Genomic DNA, 16,522 nt, shown 5'->3' on the forward strand with positions numbered 1-16,522 from the left:
TGGCGCAGAGCGAGAAATGAGAGGCTCGCAATTGCGGTTAATACCGTCAATAGTGTTCACAATTACCGAAAAGCTGAAAAAAGTTTCTGGAACTCAAAATACAAAAAAGGGCTTGGGCGGAGCACCTTGGACAATCCTTGAGGTGTTTGCATGGCTCACATGCTTCCAGATCAGGTCGGTGAAATCGCATCTCGGAACACCCCGCCCGAACCTGCGGTCGAAGCGGTGAGCAATGCGGACAGCTTGCTCAGGGGAATCTACGAGATATCGAAGATTCTGACTGCCCCGGCCCAGCTGGAGATTACGCTTGCCAATGTCGCGAATATCCTCTCCTCGTTTGTGCAAATGCGTCATGGCGCAATCGTCGTCCTGGACGCTGAAGGAGAGCCGCAGATTAGCGCAACTACCGGCGGCACTGTGCCTCAATCAGCCGCCGGCAGCGTCATTCCCCAGGCCGTAATAGACAAAATCGTCGCTACCGGATTGCCGATCGTCATACAAGACACAAGCACGTCCGAGCTATTTCAGGCTGATCCTCGATCGAACAGCGGCACGATCGCAACTGCCTTTATCGGTGTCCCGCTAAAGGCTGAGGAAAAGATCTTCGGGACGCTGTCGATCGACCGCGTCAGGAACGGTACCACCAGGTTCCACTACGAGGAGGACTTAAGCTTCCTGGCCATGGTCGCCAATCTGGTCGGCCGGACCATCCGCCTCCATCGCACTTTGAGCACATGTCGTCAGCGACTTGTGGAAAAGCAACCGAGACCAGAGCAGTCGCTCGACGAGGACAGGACCCATCCGGCCCGACATCCGCATGTCAAGATCGACGGAATTATCGGAGAAAGTCCCGCCCTCAAGCAAGTCCTCGATATCGTCTCGGTCGTGGCCAGGACCAATTCCACCGTGCTTCTGCGAGGCGAAAGCGGTACCGGCAAGGAGTTCTTTGCACAGGCTATCCATAAGCTTTCACATCGGAAGGACAAATCCTTCGTCAAATTGAACTGCGCCGCACTGCCCGAAAGCGTTTTGGAATCAGAGCTCTTTGGCCACGAGAAAGGCGCCTTCACCGGGGCTATCCTGCAGCGCGCTGGCCGGTTCGAATTGGCGAATGGCGGAACCTGCTGCTTGATGAAATCGGCGAGATTTCGCCTGCCTTTCAAGCCAAGCTGTTGCGCGTCTTGCAGGAAGGAGAACTGGAGCGAGTGGGCGGCACCAGGACCCTCAAAGTTGACGTGCGGCTCATATGCGCCACCAACAAGGACCTCGAGACGGCTGTCCGGAATGGAGAGTTCAGGGCTGACCTCTATTACCGCATCAATGTGGTGCCAATAGTCCTGCCTCCCCTCAGAGAACGGCCGGGCGATATTCCACGCCTTGCGAAAGCTCTCCTCGAGCGATTCAACAAGGAGAACCATCGCGATCTTGCATTCACGCCGTCGGCGCTTGACCTAATGTCGCAATGCTATTTCCCTGGCAACGTGCGTGAGTTGGAGAATTGTGTGAGACGGACGGCCACACTTGCGCGTTCAACGACAATAACTGCGTCGGATTTCGCCTGCAAGAACAGCCAGTGCTTGTCTGCGCTTCTGTGGAAAGGAGTCGGCCGTTCGCATGGCGGCTATGCCGTCGACGAGTTCCCACGTGCCAATGTGATGCCGGCTGGATCGCGGCCGTCTCCCATGCGGGTCGGCGCCTCACAGAATGAGGCATCGCCCGGCGAGACCTGCGACCCCCACCATCCCGTTTGTCCTGCAATGAACCCGCGTCTGACGGAACGCGACCGGCTGATTGATGCGATGGAGAGGGCCGGCTGGGTACAGGCCAAGGCGGCTCGTGTTCTCGGTCTCACGCCGCGGCAGGTCGGCTATGCTTTGCGCCGGCATCGTATCGGAGTGAAGAAGTTCTAAACGTCCCTGATGACATCGAACGTGGTTGCGCGGTTGCTTCCCGCACTGGGCATAACTGAGACAAGACGGAACCTTTTTTGACGTTGTCGGCGACCTGACAAGACGTGTCGCAGGAAACGGACACAATTGGACACAAAAGGCACGACGTAAAAGCCAACATAACGATAAAGACCACTTTTCGAGTTGGCATATCTCTTGCGCTCTGAAGTGCGATGTTCACACCACGCACGGAGCCGTTCGATGTCTGCACCGATGATTTCGCTACAGGGCCTTTCCGGCACGACAGTCTTCGATCAGTCGCCGGCGAGAGCGAAATCCGGTGGCTGCGCATCTTCATCCTGCGGCTCCTCCGCAAAGCCGCACGAGATGGACTCGGCTGTCTGGGAGAAGATCAAGGATCATCCCTGCTTTTCAGAGGAAGCGCACCACTACTTCGCGCGCATGCATGTGGCGGTCGCCCCGGCCTGCAATATTCAATGCAACTACTGCAATCGCAAATATGACTGCGCCAACGAAAGCCGGCCTGGGGTCGTCTCGGAAAGACTGACGCCCGACCAGGCGCTGCGCAAGGCGATCGAGGTTGCCAACCAAGTGCCGCAGCTTTCCGTGCTTGGCATCGCCGGACCGGGCGATGCCTGTTACGACTGGAAGAACACAAAGGCCACATTCGAACGGGTCGCCAAGGAAATCGCCGACATCAAGCTGTGCATCTCAACCAACGGTCTCGCGCTGCCAGACCGCGTCGCCGAGCTTGCCGAAATGAATGTCGATCACGTGACGATCACCATCAACATGGTCGATCCGCGGATCGGTGCCGAGATCTATCCGTGGATCTTCTATGAGAACCGCCGTTATACGGGCGTTGAGGCAGCCACGATCCTGCACGAACGACAGATGTCGGGGCTGGAGATGCTGACGGCGCGCGGCATCCTCACCAAGATCAATTCGGTAATGATCCCCGGCGTAAACGATGAGCACCTGATCGAGGTGAATAAATGGGTCAAGGAGCGCGGCGCGTTCCTGCACAATGTCATGCCGCTGATTTCCGACCCGGCGCACGGTACGCATTACGGCCTGAGCGGGCAGCGCGGCCCCAAGGCAATGGAGCTGAAGGCCCTTCAGGATCGTCTCGAAGGCGGCGCCAAGTTGATGCGCCATTGCCGGCAGTGCCGGGCCGATGCTGTCGGGCTGCTCGGTGAGGATCGCGGCAAGGAATTCACCCTCGACCGGCTTCCCGACAAGGTCACGTACGACGCCAGCAAGCGCGAGACGTACCGGGCAGTGGTCGCGCGCGAGCGGGGCGATCGCATGGCGGCCAAGAGCGAGGCGCTCGGGATGGTCAAGACCGCAGGCTCCGGCAAATCGCTTCTGGTCGCGGTGGCGACCAAGGGAGGCGGTCGCATCAACGAGCATTTCGGCCATGCCAAGGAATTCCAGATTTATGAGGCCTCGCCGAAAGGGATCGGCTTCGTGGGTCATCGCAAAGTCGAGCAGTATTGCCTCGGCGGCCGGGCCGAGGACAAGAGCCTCGACGGCGTCATCTCTACGCTCGAAGGCGTAGACATCGTGCTGTGCGCGAGAATTGGAAATAGCCCCGAGGATCGACTCAAGGAAAGTGGGATCCGAGCAACGGATGCTTACGGCTATGACTACATCGAGACCGCGATCGGCGCGCTTTACGCCGCCGAGTTTGGGAGCGAGCCACTGGCTGCGACGGCCTGAGCCGCCTCATTCTAACCGAACCGGAGATGAAAATGGCCTTTAAGATCATAGCTTCCCAATGTACCCAGTGCGGCGCCTGCGAGTTCGAATGCCCTTCCGGCGCGATCAAGTTCAAGGGCGAGACCTATGTGATCGATCCGAAAAAGTGCACCGAATGCGAGGGCACCTTCGAAACGCAACAATGCGCCTCGGTGTGTCCGGTGTCGAAGACTTGCGTCCCCGCCTGACCTCCATTTCGGCTACCGACACGGTCGAGGCGCCTCATCAGAATCATTGACCTCCTGTTGGAAAGCTGCAGACGGGAGAAAGGAACGGCCATGGGCCTCGAACGCGAACAGGACATCGAAATCCGTACACCTCCGCGATTCGCGCCGGGTGAGCGGGTCCGCGCCACACGCCATATAAAAAATGACGGCACCTATCCTGGCAAGGAGATCGGTGAAAACCTGGTGCGCAAAGGCGACGAGGGCTATGTGCGCGACATCGGCACCTTTCTCCAGCAGTTCTACATCTATGCAGTCGAATGGATCGATCGCGGCACCGTCGTCGGCATGCGTGCCCGTGAACTCATGAGCCTTGAGACGGCTCGGACTCCTTGCAGTGCCGAAATCGGTGCTGGTTTTAACGAAGGAACGGCCGGATGAAGGTAATGATCCGCAGGACCGGTGATGGCTTGACGGCGTATGTTCCCAAAAAGGATCTCGAAGAGCCGATCATCAAGGCCGACAACGAACACTTATGGGGCGGGGTCGTGACGCTGAAGAATGGCTGGCGGTTAGTCCTGCCCGACCTTCCGCGGGAAACGCCTTTGCCGATCACCGTCGAGGCAAGGAAGATTCCCGACGAGAGCTGATCTTCGGGTTGACACAAAGAGAGCGGCAAAGGGATACGAGCATGAACACGATGACCTCGGGCCACCTCGTCGTTATTCGGGACAGTTTTGCTGAAAGGCAACTTGACCTTTTGAAGGCAGCGCTCGCGGCCGATCACGTAATTCCCTATCTCGGGCCGGGTCTGCTTGAGACCAGCTCCGCCGAACCGCTCGTACCGAATACCCCCGAAGCCGTTGCCGCAGCGCTCCACAAGCGCACGCCGGCCCCTTCGAAGATTCGCACCAACATGTGGTCGGTTGCGCAGTATATCGAACAGCGCCGGCACCGCCGCACGCTTAAAGTTTGGATGGCCGAAATATTCGCCGTCCCGGTGCTGCCGACCGTCTTCCATGCCTGGCTTGCAACGCTGCCGCTCTCCGTGATCATCGACAGCTGGTACGACGGTGCCATGCGCGCGGCCCTAATACAGGCCCGCCGAACGGACGTCGTTGAAATACAAGGGGTCCCACGGGCGCACGAGACCGGCGACATTTGGACGAAAGCCTACGATTTGTCCGGGATATTACTCGAATCCGCACCGACGGCGAAGACGGTTCTTTACGCCCCCCACGGCGGCGCCAGGCCGGCCGCAAACTTCCTCGTCGCAGATTCCGACTATGTCGAAGTGCTGAGCGAAATCGATATCCAGACGCCGATCCCTGACCTTGTGAAGGAACGGCGAGCCAGCCGTGGTCTTTTCTTCCTCGGCTGCCGCTTCAACGATCAGATGCTGCGCACCTATGCCCGACAGATCATGAAGCGCTCCAATGGCCCACATTTTGCGGCAATGGATACAGCGACGCTGACCAAGAACGAGCGCCGCTTCCTTGCAGCAAGCGCAATCACGGTCATTGACATGCCGACGGGTCAAGCCGCGGCCCGTCTCGTCGGATTGGGCGAGACATTGCATGAAGCCAAAAGGGCAATCGTTTGAGTCATTCCCAGACGTCTCAACAGCGATTGCCGAAAGGAAAACGGGCAATTCACTTGCGGGGTTTTCAACAACTCCGAGAGGCGCTGCTGTTTCGAGCCAGCACCTGGCTCTAACCCGCCGAGCGGAGCATCGCCCGCCGGCCGCACCAAGGTCGGCGATGCGGAATGCGCATAATGGAATATTGTCGCGGCGAGCGCTCGCAGATGATCGGCTTCACTTGGCGGCAAAAGGCAAAAGCCGTGCGCGGCACGATGATCATGAGCGCGTTGGGGCCGATGCCAATCGAGCTTGGCGCTCTGCAGACGCTCTCGAACGGTTGGTACAGGGCAAGCCGCTTCGTCTTCAACGAGACCCGCTGCTGCATGGGTTGTAAACGGCCGCATCATGGCGCATGCCTGCCGAGTATGTGTCCCTCTCTTCTGTTTCGCCTGACTGAATAAGCTTGCACCAGGTCGGACATGCAGTCCAACCAAGATGCACGCATCCACATCAAGCCCCATGAAGGCGAAGAAAATCCTCATACGTCGCTTGCAACCCGGCACCAAGAGACGTCTTGGCTTTCCAGCCAAGGTTACGCAAGCGCGTTACGTCCAGTAACTTGCGCGGAGTACCGTCTGGCTTCGTCGAGTCGAATACCAGATTGCCCTCCCAGCAGACTGCCGCCTTGACGAGTTCCGCTGCCTCGCGAATTGTGACATCCTCACCAACGCCAACATTAATCAGGGGCGCAGTGTCGGCGGCTGTCAAGGCGTCAAAATCCGAATCTGGCAGGCCAAGCAGGAACGCTATGGCATCACCTAGATCCGACGAATACATAAACTCTCGCCGAGGCTTTCCGGATCCCCAGACCCCCACCGAGGTGTCGCCGTTTACTTTAGCTTGATGAAAACGGCGTATCAGAGCAGGCAGAACGTGACAATTTTCGGGGTGATAATTATCGCCCGGACCATATAAGTTGGTCGGCATCAACGCGAGATAGCGCGCCTTGTACTGCCGGTTGAAAGACCAGCATGATTCAACACCTGCGATCTTTGCCAAAGCGTAGGGACGATTTGTCGCTTCAAGCGGACCGGTGAGAAGGTATTCCTCCCGTATCGGCTGTGGACAGTCGCGTGGATAGATACACGAGGAGCCAAGAAAAATCATCCGTTCGACGCCGGACGCGTAAGCGGCATCAAAAACACTGACTTGAATCGCGAGGTTGTTGTGAAGGAAATCGACAGGGGAGGTAGCGTTCGCCAGTATACCACCAACCTTCGCGGCGCACATAACGACGTAATCAGGTCGCCGCGACATGAAGAAGCTGCGCGTCTCGCTCCGATCAAATAGATCCAGTTCGTCGTGAGTGCGTGTTATTATCTCATAGGATCCTAACGCCTCGAGGGCTCTCATGGTGGCGGATCCCACAAGGCCGCGATGACCTGCCACGTAGACTTTCTTCATCTTTTTGTTTTCCATTGATAACGCTCTGGACGCTCCGTAAGAAGGCCACCATGGCACTGACAATAAGTCAGCATGGCGCGGCCGTTGTCAGCATAACTCTTGTGGACTGTGTGAATAATAACCCTGCTTCATCAGCACTGCGTCACGCTCTGCCATGTGCAAATCCTCCCGAACCATCTCCCTAACCAATTCGATGAAGGATATCTTGGGCTCCCACCCAAGTTTTTCTTTGGCCTTGCGGGCATCGCCGAGAAGTGTCTCGACCTCGGCAGGACGAAAATAACGGGGATCTACTTTTACGATCAGAGCTCCCGTCTTTGCATCGTACCCCTCTTCGTCGACCCCTTCCCCCACCCAACGAACACCGATGCCGAGTTCAGCGGCCGCGACGTTGACGAATTCGCGCACCGAATGTTGCTCACCGCTAGCGATCACAAAGTCTTCAGGTTGCTCCTGCTGCAGCATCAACCACTGCATCTGGACGTAGTCTCGAGCGTGCCCCCAATCGCGACGCGCATTAAGGTTGCCCAAGAATAGAGTCTGCTGCATTCCAAGCTTGATCCGAGCCAGGGCGCGCGTGATTTTGCGTGTTACGAATGTTTCTCCGCGCGCGGGTGACTCATGATTGAATAAAATGCCGTTACACGCATACAAATTGTAAGCTTCTCGATAGTTTACGGTGATCCAGTGAGCATACAATTTGGCAACAGCGTAGGGTGATCGGGGGTAGAAAGGTGTCGTCTCGGTCTGTGGCGTTTCCCGCACCAGCCCGTAGAGCTCAGACGTCGAGGCTTGGTAGTAGCGCGTATGCTCGACGAGCCCCAAGATCCGAATTGCCTCGAGGATACGCAGCGCACCCAAGGCATCGGAGTTCGCGGTGTATTCTGGTTCTTCAAAGGAGACTGCCACGTGGCTCTGAGCTGCCAAATTGTAAATTTCGTTCGGCTGCACCAGTTGTATGACGCGCGTAAGGCTGGACGAATCTGTCAAGTCCCCGTGGTGAAGGGTAAGATCAACGCCACTTTCATGAGGGTCATGATAGAGATGGTCGATACGGCCCGTATTAAAAAGAGACGATCGTCTTTTTATCCCATGCACAGAATAGCCCTTTTCCAAAAGCAATTCTGCGAGGTAGGAACCGTCTTGCCCCGTAATCCCGGTGATTAAAGCGACTTTTCTCTGCGACAAGCTTGAATCCTTTTTGATTTTGACGCGCCCAAGAAGATGCTCGCCTGCGGCGGGATTGCGTGGCGAAAAGGGGGCGCTTTGGGCAGGGCAACGGGGCCTCTGCGCGAAGGCAAGGGAGAGTTCGAGTGGGATGCCAACCCTTTCATGGTGCCGGGGGACGTTCGGAAGAATTATCAATCAAGATCAAACGACGCGGGTCATTCAAATCGAATTCAATAATGCGTGGCACGAAGAGGCGGGCATAGCGGGTGAAGGCGCTAGTCGGAGGAAAGCGAATTACAGTGTCGCACCTGCCGAGGAGATACATTTCAACGAGAGCGGAAAAACCCCCGTCGGTGCCCAGTGCTGCACTGTGTAAGGGGCCGGACTGATCCGCCTGGAAGCGTTTTGGAACGGTGAAAAGTTCGGGAAATACGCCCGACAAGTGATCAACAACCTGGGCGCTGTCCGAACACAAGAACACCCTTACAGGTCTCGGATGCGGTTGCGCTTTGGCCATACGAATGGCAGTACATACCTGCTCCAAGGCAACCTTCGGATCAGCCCAGAAAGGTGCATGATCCATAATATCCTCGCCGTTACCGTGGCGGACATGGACTCCAATAATGCTGTACCCGTCAAAGTGTTCGTGGTAGAGCGCTTCAATGCGATTCTCAATTTCGAACCTCGGTGTGATGCTTCGAAATATGGTTCGCTCTGCCTTCTCATCGCAGCGCCACATCAAGCAAGCATCACACACTACCGTGTCGGCTTCACAATCATCTTGGGCCTGTAAAAGATCGATTAGCTCGTCACGTTCTTGGAAAATCTGTTCATCCGGACGGTACACGCAGTCGATGGATGGCTTGTTCCACCACGACGGGAAAAAGGGGCCAGGGAATGAGACGTTGTTGATCTGGTCATCGCAAATGACCGGTACACCACCGATATCCTCAATTGGCTTGAAGAAAACCGCAAAGGCATTCGAAAAAGGGTTGTCAAGGTAACAAGAGCCGCGCCAATCTATTGCTAAAGCTCGCCCCGTTCGATGTGCGTAGTCCCAAGCCGACGCGAGGGACCACAGGCAATCACCGAAACCGGTGCGCCGTCGAGAAACAACGAAACGATCCTTCCTTGAACTGTCGATAAGCATCTACATTGCCTCTTTTCAGAACACCACAAGCATTAATGGGCTTGAATATGTCTGGCCCCACACACAGACCAGCCACCGGTGATCGTGGTCGTTGCCAATTTCATGGGAATAAGCTTCGCATCACGGTCATGAGCCGGGCCACGGCCATATTAGTATTGACTGCTATGCTTTAGCGCTTGACCGAAGTCTTGATGGATGCGATCAGCATCTATGTGATGCAACCGAACGCGGCGCTGCTTCCGCAATTGCCGCTGCTCCTTTTCGAGAACTTCACGCCTGATCTGCCGGCGTCGTTGAGATGAGCAGATCCGCGAGCATCGTTTCACTGGACCTCAGGCCTAGCAGCGGCCAGCTTCGAGAGCCCTCGAATGGTTTTGCGTGAACACCCCGGTCGGGTCGTAGGTCTTTCTCAAAAACTCAGAGATTTCGGGTGATCGGCAAGCTGCAACTCATTTTCCCAGCACAACCTCGACCCACGCCAGAGCGCATGCGAAGACTTCCTCTTTTCGGGTTCTTTTGTGCACCTCACGCGATAGAAGCAGCGGCGGTGCATGTCACGTGGCGATCTATGAACGACACGCCCGGATTGGTAAAATTGATTGTTTAGATCGCGAGCATCCACGCTATGGATAAGTGCCTCTCGCAGAAGGCGTCGAGGATGAGGTAAGCAAGCAGCTCGCGAAACGGGCGCTCGACAAAGGGCTTCAGGCTCTCGTCCAGCCGCTTGTTGATGGCCGAGAACGCATGGCCGCACAGCCAGCCGTGATCGCCTTGACCTTCCTGGTCGACACGCCCTGCACATACACCTCCGCTAGGTGGCCACCAAGGCGCGCTCCGAACGTTGGTAGCGCTCGAGCACTCGGTGGAGAAGAGGCCGGCTCGGTCCTGCGGAACCCGCAGCCGCAACACCCGTTGTTCTCGCTCGCCGGCTCGAGCCACCTCTGCGCGACGCCGCCGCCAAACTGTCAATGCCGTTCTGCGACGCCATCGCTCGATTCTCGAAACCGTCACTTTGCAAGAATGGCGAAACGTCTTCGTCAACCAGATTGAGACCGCAGCTAAATCATTCCACTTTAGCAATTCCGATGCACTGGACCCAACACATCATCGCAGCCTTTCCAGGTACCCGAGCAAGAAGGCTTCAGACACTGGCATTTCTTCGATAATCGGCCGCGTCTATCCCATGTCGTTTTAGCTTGTCGTAAAAGGTCTTGCGCGGCACTCCCAGGATTTCGATCGTCCGCTTCACGTCGCCGCCGCATTCCTGCAAGGCATCACGGATGACGGTCGCTTCATAAAGGCTAATTTTTTCGGACAACGGGAGGTTTGATACCGCTTGTTCCTTTCGACCGGGCGCAATGGGCGTGTCTACCTCTTCAAGTCCCAATGCAACGCGATCGGCGAAATGCACGAGTTCACGGACATTGCCGGGCCAATTGTAGCTCATGAGGCGATCGCGCACGCCAGCGCTTGTGTCGGGAACTGGCCTGCCGAAACGTTTGGCGGCGCGTTCCAGGAAATGTCCAAAGAGTATCGGGATGTCTTCGCGCCTTTCACGAAGCGCCGGGATGCGGAGCGTCACCACATTCAGCCGGAAATAAAGGTCTTCCCGGAAATCTCCGCGGGCGGCCGGGTCGCCGAGATCGGCCTTCGTAGCCGACACGATACGAAGGTCGATGCTGCGGGTTTCGTTCGTGCCGAGCGGCGTGATCTGCCGGGTCTCAAGCACCCTCAGAAGCTTCACCTGGAGTGCTGGCGGCATCGACTTGATTTCGTCGAGGAAGAGCGTCCCTCCGTTCGAATGCTCGATGCGACCGGTCCTGCGCCTCTGCGCGCCAGTAAAGGCGCCTGCCTCGTGCCCGAAAAGTTCGCTATCGATGACGCTTTCGGGCAGCGCTCCACAATTCAGGGCAACGAAGGGCTTCGTGCGTCGTTTGCTCCAGCGGTGAAGCAGATCCGCGACCACCTCCTTACCCGTGCCCGTCTCGCCTTCCACAAGGACATCCACATCGGTATCGGCGATCTGACGGAGAGTTTCGCGTAGTCGAATCATGGTCGGTGCCTCCCCGATCAGCGGGATATCGCCCGCAGATCGGACAACTGCATCCCTAAGACGTCTGTTTTCCAGGACCAGGCGCCGTTTTTCCGAAGCGCGATGCAGCGTCACTAGAAGCCGGTCGTTCGCATAAGGCTTTGAGATAAAATCGTAGGCGCCGTTCTTGACCGCGGCAACGGCTAGCTCGACGTCGCCATGCCCGGTGATGAGAACAACCGGAATGTCCGGGTCGATCGCCTTCACTCGCTCGAAGAGCTGAAGGCCGTTCAGTCCGGGCATGCGGATGTCACTCACAACAGGGCCATCGAAGTTCTCGTCGATACTGGCGAGCGCGGCCTCGGCCGAACCGAACACGCTCGGTGAGAAGGAGGCAAGCTTCAGCATCTGCGTGGCTGCGCGGAGCAGATCCTCATTATCGTCAATAAAAATGACCGGTCCTGTTTCAGCATTCATGCCGCGCGCCTCAGCTCGACCGTGAAGGAACTCCCTCTCTCCTGGCCGGCATCATCATGCCGCAACGAGCCGCCGAGCTCACGTGCGATCTCCTCCGAAATGACCAGGCCAAGACGGGACCCTTTTCCTTGTTGGTGATGAACGGCATGAAGAGGCTCCTGCGAATCTTGGGGGGCAAGGCCGAGGCCGTTGTCCCGATCGGAAATAGCGACCATTTCCCCGTTATCGGCGAACGCTATCTCGACCCGGGGCTCCGGTTGATCCTTCAGAGCGTCAAGCACGGTCTGGAGAAGGTTGACGAGGATCTGCTCCAGTCGCATGCGGTTTGCCATGACAATTGGAGATGGATCAATCCGCTTTCGTTCTATCGTCACCCCGGAATCGCGAATTCGGACTGAAAGAAGCGACAGGGCGTCGTCGATCACGTCTTCCGCCAGTATCGGTTCCATCGATCCACTGGCGCGGCGGGAGAAGGACCTTAGCGTTTCGGTGATCGTGCCGATCCTGCCGGTCATGGCGGCTATCGAGGTCAGATTCTCGCCGGTACCTTGCGACCGGCCGGCCCCAAGAAGACGCGCGGCATTTTCAGCATGGGTGCGGATTGCGGCGATCAGCTGGTTGACCTCGTGGGTGACCCCGGCTGTTCTCTGTCCCGAGATTGACAAGCGGTTCGCCTGGGCGAGTTCATTGCGCAGGCGCGCACTCTTGCCTCTGCGTTCTCTCGCTCGGCGATCTCACCGGCGAGCGCTTCGTTCGAGCGTTGGAGCTCCGCAGTGCGCAGTTCAACGCGATGCTCCAGTTCCGCATTCAGGAACACAAGCACTTTCTGCCGCTGCCGGGCCGCCCGGCCCCTCCGATCCATCGACCCGGCTCGACAGATAGAGCCCCGGCCGTGCGCTAACCGTGCCGAGCGCGTATTGCATAGCCGCGTCGTCCGCCATGGCCTCGGTGCAGGACGAGCGGAATCACTCGCTGCTTCTCGACCTCCCCTTTCAAACTGTCGGCCGCAAGTGGGAACGCGGCAAGAGCACGGTCGCGTAGGGCATACTGTGCTCTGGTGCCGGCGATGCGGCCCGTTGCAAAGACCACTAAACAGAGCGCTGCACCAAGAATTGCAAGCAAAACCGCAAGCCAGACAGATCGACCGCCAGCCATCTGCCAGGGAAGACCCATGGGGCGCGCTGGAAGGCGCCGTTGCCTATGTCTTCTTCTGCCATCGCATTCTTCAGACCGATCATTGACGAACCATAGTGCGGGGTTCCGCCAGAAGGGAAAGCGATCAGTGCGGAAAACCACACAATCTAACTGCGCAAATTGTAGCAAATACCCGAGACTCCTACGAATTCAGCGTTTCTTGGCTTGGCACGGCTCTTGCGACCAACATCGCAGCAGCGTTTGACCGGAGCGCCGCGATGGGAGAAGCCGCGGGGAGGAAGAGCCCGCCCGACCCGGTCAGGGAGAGAAAACTTACATGTTGGCCCCACTGCCCCCCAGCGCAAAACGCGCACCCCGCAAAACCCTTTGTGGCAAGCCTTACGTGCAGGTGCTTGTCGCAATCATCCTCGGAGTTGCAGTTGGCCATTTTTATCCGCAAATCGGAGAAAACCTGAAGCCCCTCGGCGATGCCTTCATCAAGCTAGTCAAGATGATCATCGCGCCCGTCATTTTTCTGACTGTGGCGACTGGAATTGCCGGCATGAGCGATCTTCAGAAGGTCGGCCGTGTTGCCGGCAAGGCGATGGTCTATTTCTTCACCTTCTCGACGCTCGCACTTATCGTCGGCCTCATCGTCGGCAATGTCATTCAGCCTGGCGCCGGCCTCAACATCGATCCGATCTCGCTCGACGTCCAGGCCGTCAGTGGCTATGCCTCAAAGGCCCATGAGCAGTCCGTGACCGGCTTCCTGATGAACATGATCCCGACCACGATTGTCGGCGCCTTTGTGGAAGGCGACATTCTACAGGTATTGTTCTTCTCCGTCCTCTTCGGCATCTCGCTGGCGATGGTCGCAGAATCGGGCAAATCGGTTCTTTCCTTCCTTCAGGACCTCACTGCACCGGTTTTCAAATTGGTCAGCATCCTGATGAAAGCCGCGCCGTTCGGCGCTTTCGGAGCAATGGCCTTCACGATAGGCAAATATGGCATCGGCTCGGTGGCCAACCTTGCGATGCTGGTCGGGACCTTCTATCTCACGGCCTTCCTCTTCGTGTTCGGGGTTCTCGGCGCAGTCTGTCGTTACAATGGCTTCTCGATCTTTTCTCTTATCCGCTACATCAAGGAAGAGCTGCTGCTGGTCCTCGGAACGTCCTCCTCCGAGGCCGCGCTGCCCTCTCTCATGGAGAAAATGGAGAAGGCCGGCGCCAAGCGCTCGGTCGTGGGCCTGGTCATCCCGACCGGATATTCCTTCAATCTGGATGGCACCAATATCTACATGACCCTTGCGGCCCTTTTCATCGCGCAGGCGACGAATACGGATTTGTCAGTTAGCGATCAGGTCCTCCTGTTGCTCGTCGCGATGCTTTCCTCGAAGGGTGCAGCAGGTGTCACAGGTGCCGGCTTCGTCACGTTGGCCGCTACGCTCTCGGTAGTGCCGGCTGTTCCCGTTGCTGGAATGGCGCTGATCCTTGGCGTCGACCGCTTCATGTCGGAATGCAGGGCACTCACGAATTTGGTCGGTAACGCGGTGGCATCGCTCGTCGTCGCCCGCTGGGAAGGCGAATTGGACCAGGCGCAATTGGAAGCTGCCTTCTGCGGCCACCAGCCTGCCGAGACATCAACCGGCCAGCCACTGATAGTGCCCGCGCCGGGCGAGTCGGCAGCATCGCTACCGATTGAAGCGCCTGGCTGGTCGCAAACGCCGGACAATCGAGCCGCGGGTTCCAAACAGAACCTCGCGGGCCGATGAAATCAAGAATCCCGAAATGCGGTGGGTGCGAAATCATGTGCGCCTTGCGAAGGACTCGCACCGGTCACGACACACAAGCCATCGATGAACCGCTTAATGCTTCCGAAGATTGCGAAGGTTCGTGAACCGGGCGCGGAGCTCGATCGGAGGCCGCCGCGGTCAACTCTCGTCGGCACGGCTGAACAATTCGCCAACGCTCTACGCAACGAAAGCGACCTTGGCATAGAGGAATCAATGATCTATGGGCATCGATGATGTCGAAGACGATCGGATGGCGCGTGGGTTCTACGTTTCGGCTGCTCCCTCGCGCCACGCCACGACAAGAATTCCGCTAGCGAACAGGATCAATGCAGGAATGACAGATTTTACTGAATCTTACCTTTACCGGGTTTCTTCCTGATGTCGTTTTGATCAGAGTCGGACAATGGCGAAGCGACCCATAATTGCTGATATCGCCCGGGAAGCCGGGGTCAGTGTTGCCACCGTTGACCGAGTTCTGAATGCCCGTCATCCGGTGCGGGAGGAGACTGCGCGGCGGGTCTTAGCGGCGGCACAGGCCATCGGATATCACGCCGCAGGTCTCATCAAGCAGCGCCTGCAGCGGGACCTGCCGCAATATCGGCTTGGCTTCATCCTGAGAAAACCGGCTCACCACTTCTACCAAGGATTAGCGCGTGAGGTCGAAGCGGCGGTCAACGCGGCGAATTGCTTCCATGGCACTTCGCTCATCGAATTCGCGCCGTCGCACATGCCGTGCGACCTTATTCCACTGCTCAAGGAATTCGGCGCGCGCTGCCACGCGATCGCCATGGTGGCGCCGGACCATCCGGCGATCACGGCAGCCGTCCAAGAACTCAAGGCGAAAGGCATCCCCGTTTTCTCGCTGCTTTCCGATTTCGCGGAAGGTGTTCGTGAGGGCTATATCGGCCTCGATAACCGCAAGGTCGGGCGGACGACAGCGTGGATGTTTTCAAAGATCGCAAGAAGGCCGGGAAAGGTGGCGGTTTTTGTCGGCAGCCACCGTTTTCAGGGGCAGGAGCTGCGGGAGGCCGGCTTTCGCTCCTATTTCCGTGAGAATGCACCGACATTCGAGCTGCTCGATCCGCTCGTGAACCTTGAGGCACGGCAGATCACCTACGAGGTCACGCTGGACCTCATGCAACGGGAACCCGAACTCACCGGCTTTTATGTGGCCGGCGGAGGTATGGAGGGAGCGATTTCCGCGCTCCGTGAAGAAGGCGAAAGCCGGGGTCTCGTCGCGATCGTTAATGAGATCACGCCGGAGTCGCGGGCAGCACTCGCAGATGGCATGATCACGATGTCGGTCGCCACACCCCAGCGCCTGCTTTGCCAGGAACTGATGACGCTAATGGCCAAGGCCATCAAGGTCGGCACTTCGGAGACGCTTGGGCAGACTTTTCTGCCGTTCGAAATCTATCTGCCCGAAAACATCTGAAAAACTGATAAAATACTATCATGAGAGGCCTAATTTCCTTTCGTCGATGAAAGAAAAGCAGCGGGAGTTTGGTTGACTCAACTCCCTCATTCCGGTCTCGTTTAACAAAGAATGATTGCTGCGCGGCGGAATCCAGTCAGCCGAGAACGATGACCCGCACTTCATGGAAGAGAAAGGAAAGCCATGCGTCGAGCATCGCTCCGCTTTGCGATCTACCGCATAGCGCCGCCCCAACTTGCCAAGGCCGCACTTGCCCGCGGCCCGGGCCTGACTGGCAGCGACATTAACTATCATCCCGACGGCAATCTCCTTACTCGCGAAAAACCCGCTGCAGACGTCCGTCTCGCTGGCGGACCAATCGTTACGACTGTCTCCATCAACGCCTTTTTGTGCTTCAATGAATCCCGGCGTGCCAGATCAAGGCAAGCAAACTCGTCGATTGTGCGGCGGC

Annotated in this window: 13 protein-coding genes and 2 pseudogenes; 9 read left to right on the plus strand and 6 right to left on the minus strand. The window is 57.5% G+C overall.

The window, feature by feature from the left end; genetic code table 11:
* Nucleotides 1-150 precede the first annotated feature (150 nt).
* The 7 genes and pseudogenes from nifA (at nt 151) to EB815_RS32490 (ending at nt 5,878) form a co-directional block, all read left to right on the plus strand.
* Nucleotides 151-1,910: pseudogene (gene nifA / locus EB815_RS32460) on the plus strand (nif-specific transcriptional activator NifA).
* A 240-nt stretch (nt 1,911-2,150) separates the two neighbouring features.
* Nucleotides 2,151-3,632 (plus strand): nitrogenase cofactor biosynthesis protein NifB, encoded by a 1,482-nt coding sequence (gene nifB, locus EB815_RS32465; RefSeq protein WP_064987093.1) that lies wholly within the window; start codon nt 2,151-2,153, stop codon nt 3,630-3,632.
* Nucleotides 3,633-3,664: 32 nt separating this feature from the next.
* Nucleotides 3,665-3,859 carry a 4Fe-4S binding protein gene (locus EB815_RS32470; protein WP_010913566.1) on the plus strand — a complete coding sequence of 65 codons (195 nt, stop codon included), beginning with the start codon at nt 3,665-3,667 and terminating at the stop codon, nt 3,857-3,859.
* Between the two features lie 90 nt (nt 3,860-3,949).
* Nucleotides 3,950-4,276, plus strand: a complete 327-nt coding sequence (locus EB815_RS32475; protein WP_019863281.1) for a nitrogen fixation protein NifZ — start codon at nt 3,950-3,952, stop codon at nt 4,274-4,276.
* The gene (gene nifT, locus EB815_RS32480; protein WP_065005710.1) at nt 4,273-4,485 is read left to right on the plus strand and encodes a putative nitrogen fixation protein NifT; all 213 of its coding nucleotides are present in this window, start codon (nt 4,273-4,275) and stop codon (nt 4,483-4,485) included. Before EB815_RS32475 ends, nifT begins: the two co-directional genes overlap by 4 nt.
* A 41-nt stretch (nt 4,486-4,526) precedes the next feature.
* A complete protein-coding gene (locus EB815_RS32485) occupies nt 4,527-5,438 on the plus strand; it encodes an SIR2 family NAD-dependent protein deacylase (protein WP_019863279.1) in 912 nt (303 codons plus the stop codon).
* Between the two features lie 203 nt (nt 5,439-5,641).
* Nucleotides 5,642-5,878 (plus strand): hypothetical protein, encoded by a 237-nt coding sequence (locus EB815_RS32490; RefSeq protein ID WP_155249157.1) that lies wholly within the window; start codon nt 5,642-5,644, stop codon nt 5,876-5,878.
* 49 nt (nt 5,879-5,927) lie between these two features.
* On the opposite strand, the gene EB815_RS32495 is transcribed toward EB815_RS32490, so the two are convergent.
* The 6 genes and pseudogenes from EB815_RS32495 to EB815_RS33850 form a co-directional block, all read right to left on the minus strand.
* Nucleotides 5,928-6,896 (minus strand): GDP-L-fucose synthase family protein, encoded by a 969-nt coding sequence (locus EB815_RS32495; RefSeq protein WP_019863277.1) that lies wholly within the window; start codon nt 6,894-6,896, stop codon nt 5,928-5,930.
* A 72-nt stretch (nt 6,897-6,968) separates the two neighbouring features.
* Nucleotides 6,969-8,069, minus strand: coding sequence for a GDP-mannose 4,6-dehydratase (gene gmd, locus EB815_RS32500; protein ID WP_019863276.1), 1,101 nt, complete (start codon nt 8,067-8,069; stop codon nt 6,969-6,971).
* A 142-nt stretch (nt 8,070-8,211) separates the two neighbouring features.
* Nucleotides 8,212-9,201, minus strand: coding sequence for a nodulation protein NodZ (locus tag EB815_RS32505; protein ID WP_019863275.1), 990 nt, complete (start codon nt 9,199-9,201; stop codon nt 8,212-8,214).
* A 636-nt stretch (nt 9,202-9,837) separates the two neighbouring features.
* Nucleotides 9,838-10,107, minus strand: a pseudogene (locus EB815_RS32510) (transposase); the annotation flags it as partial.
* Between the two features lie 235 nt (nt 10,108-10,342).
* Nucleotides 10,343-11,710 (minus strand): sigma-54-dependent transcriptional regulator, encoded by a 1,368-nt coding sequence (locus EB815_RS32515; RefSeq protein WP_019863273.1) that lies wholly within the window; start codon nt 11,708-11,710, stop codon nt 10,343-10,345.
* Entirely contained in the window at nt 11,707-12,375 is a 669-nt protein-coding gene (locus EB815_RS33850) for a sensor histidine kinase (protein WP_223217812.1), read from the minus strand. Before EB815_RS33850 ends, EB815_RS32515 begins: the two co-directional genes overlap by 4 nt.
* Before the next feature lie 806 nt (nt 12,376-13,181).
* Between EB815_RS33850 and EB815_RS32525 the strand changes: the two genes are divergently transcribed.
* Both EB815_RS32525 and EB815_RS32530 read left to right on the plus strand, forming a co-directional pair.
* Nucleotides 13,182-14,615 carry a dicarboxylate/amino acid:cation symporter gene (locus EB815_RS32525; RefSeq protein ID WP_019863272.1) on the plus strand — a complete coding sequence of 478 codons (1,434 nt, stop codon included), beginning with the start codon at nt 13,182-13,184 and terminating at the stop codon, nt 14,613-14,615.
* A gap of 424 nt (nt 14,616-15,039) precedes the next feature.
* Complete coding sequence (locus EB815_RS32530; protein ID WP_019863271.1) at nt 15,040-16,071, plus strand: LacI family DNA-binding transcriptional regulator; 1,032 nt, start codon at nt 15,040-15,042, stop codon at nt 16,069-16,071.
* The last annotated feature ends 451 nt before the right edge of the window (nt 16,072-16,522 follow it).

It is taken from the genome of Mesorhizobium loti, from assembly GCF_013170705.1.
Taxonomy (GTDB): domain Bacteria; phylum Pseudomonadota; class Alphaproteobacteria; order Rhizobiales; family Rhizobiaceae; genus Mesorhizobium; species Mesorhizobium loti_D.

Excerpts from the sequence above, each read along its gene's own strand:
- nifB (WP_064987093.1), top strand. The coding sequence starts at position 2,151 with ATGTCTGCACCGATGATTTCGCTACAGGGCCTTTCCGGCACGACAGTC.
- EB815_RS32470 (WP_010913566.1), top strand. The coding sequence starts at position 3,665 with ATGGCCTTTAAGATCATAGCTTCCCAATGTACCCAGTGCGGCGCCTGC.
- EB815_RS32475 (WP_019863281.1), top strand. The coding sequence starts at position 3,950 with ATGGGCCTCGAACGCGAACAGGACATCGAAATCCGTACACCTCCGCGA.
- nifT (WP_065005710.1), top strand. The coding sequence starts at position 4,273 with ATGAAGGTAATGATCCGCAGGACCGGTGATGGCTTGACGGCGTATGTT.
- EB815_RS32485 (WP_019863279.1), top strand. The coding sequence starts at position 4,527 with ATGAACACGATGACCTCGGGCCACCTCGTCGTTATTCGGGACAGTTTT.
- EB815_RS32490 (WP_155249157.1), top strand. The coding sequence starts at position 5,642 with ATGATCGGCTTCACTTGGCGGCAAAAGGCAAAAGCCGTGCGCGGCACG.
- EB815_RS32495 (WP_019863277.1), bottom strand. The coding sequence starts at position 6,896 with ATGGAAAACAAAAAGATGAAGAAAGTCTACGTGGCAGGTCATCGCGGC.
- EB815_RS32505 (WP_019863275.1), bottom strand. The coding sequence starts at position 9,201 with ATGCTTATCGACAGTTCAAGGAAGGATCGTTTCGTTGTTTCTCGACGG.
- EB815_RS32515 (WP_019863273.1), bottom strand. The coding sequence starts at position 11,710 with ATGAATGCTGAAACAGGACCGGTCATTTTTATTGACGATAATGAGGAT.
- EB815_RS32525 (WP_019863272.1), top strand. The coding sequence starts at position 13,182 with ATGTTGGCCCCACTGCCCCCCAGCGCAAAACGCGCACCCCGCAAAACC.
- EB815_RS32530 (WP_019863271.1), top strand. The coding sequence starts at position 15,040 with ATGGCGAAGCGACCCATAATTGCTGATATCGCCCGGGAAGCCGGGGTC.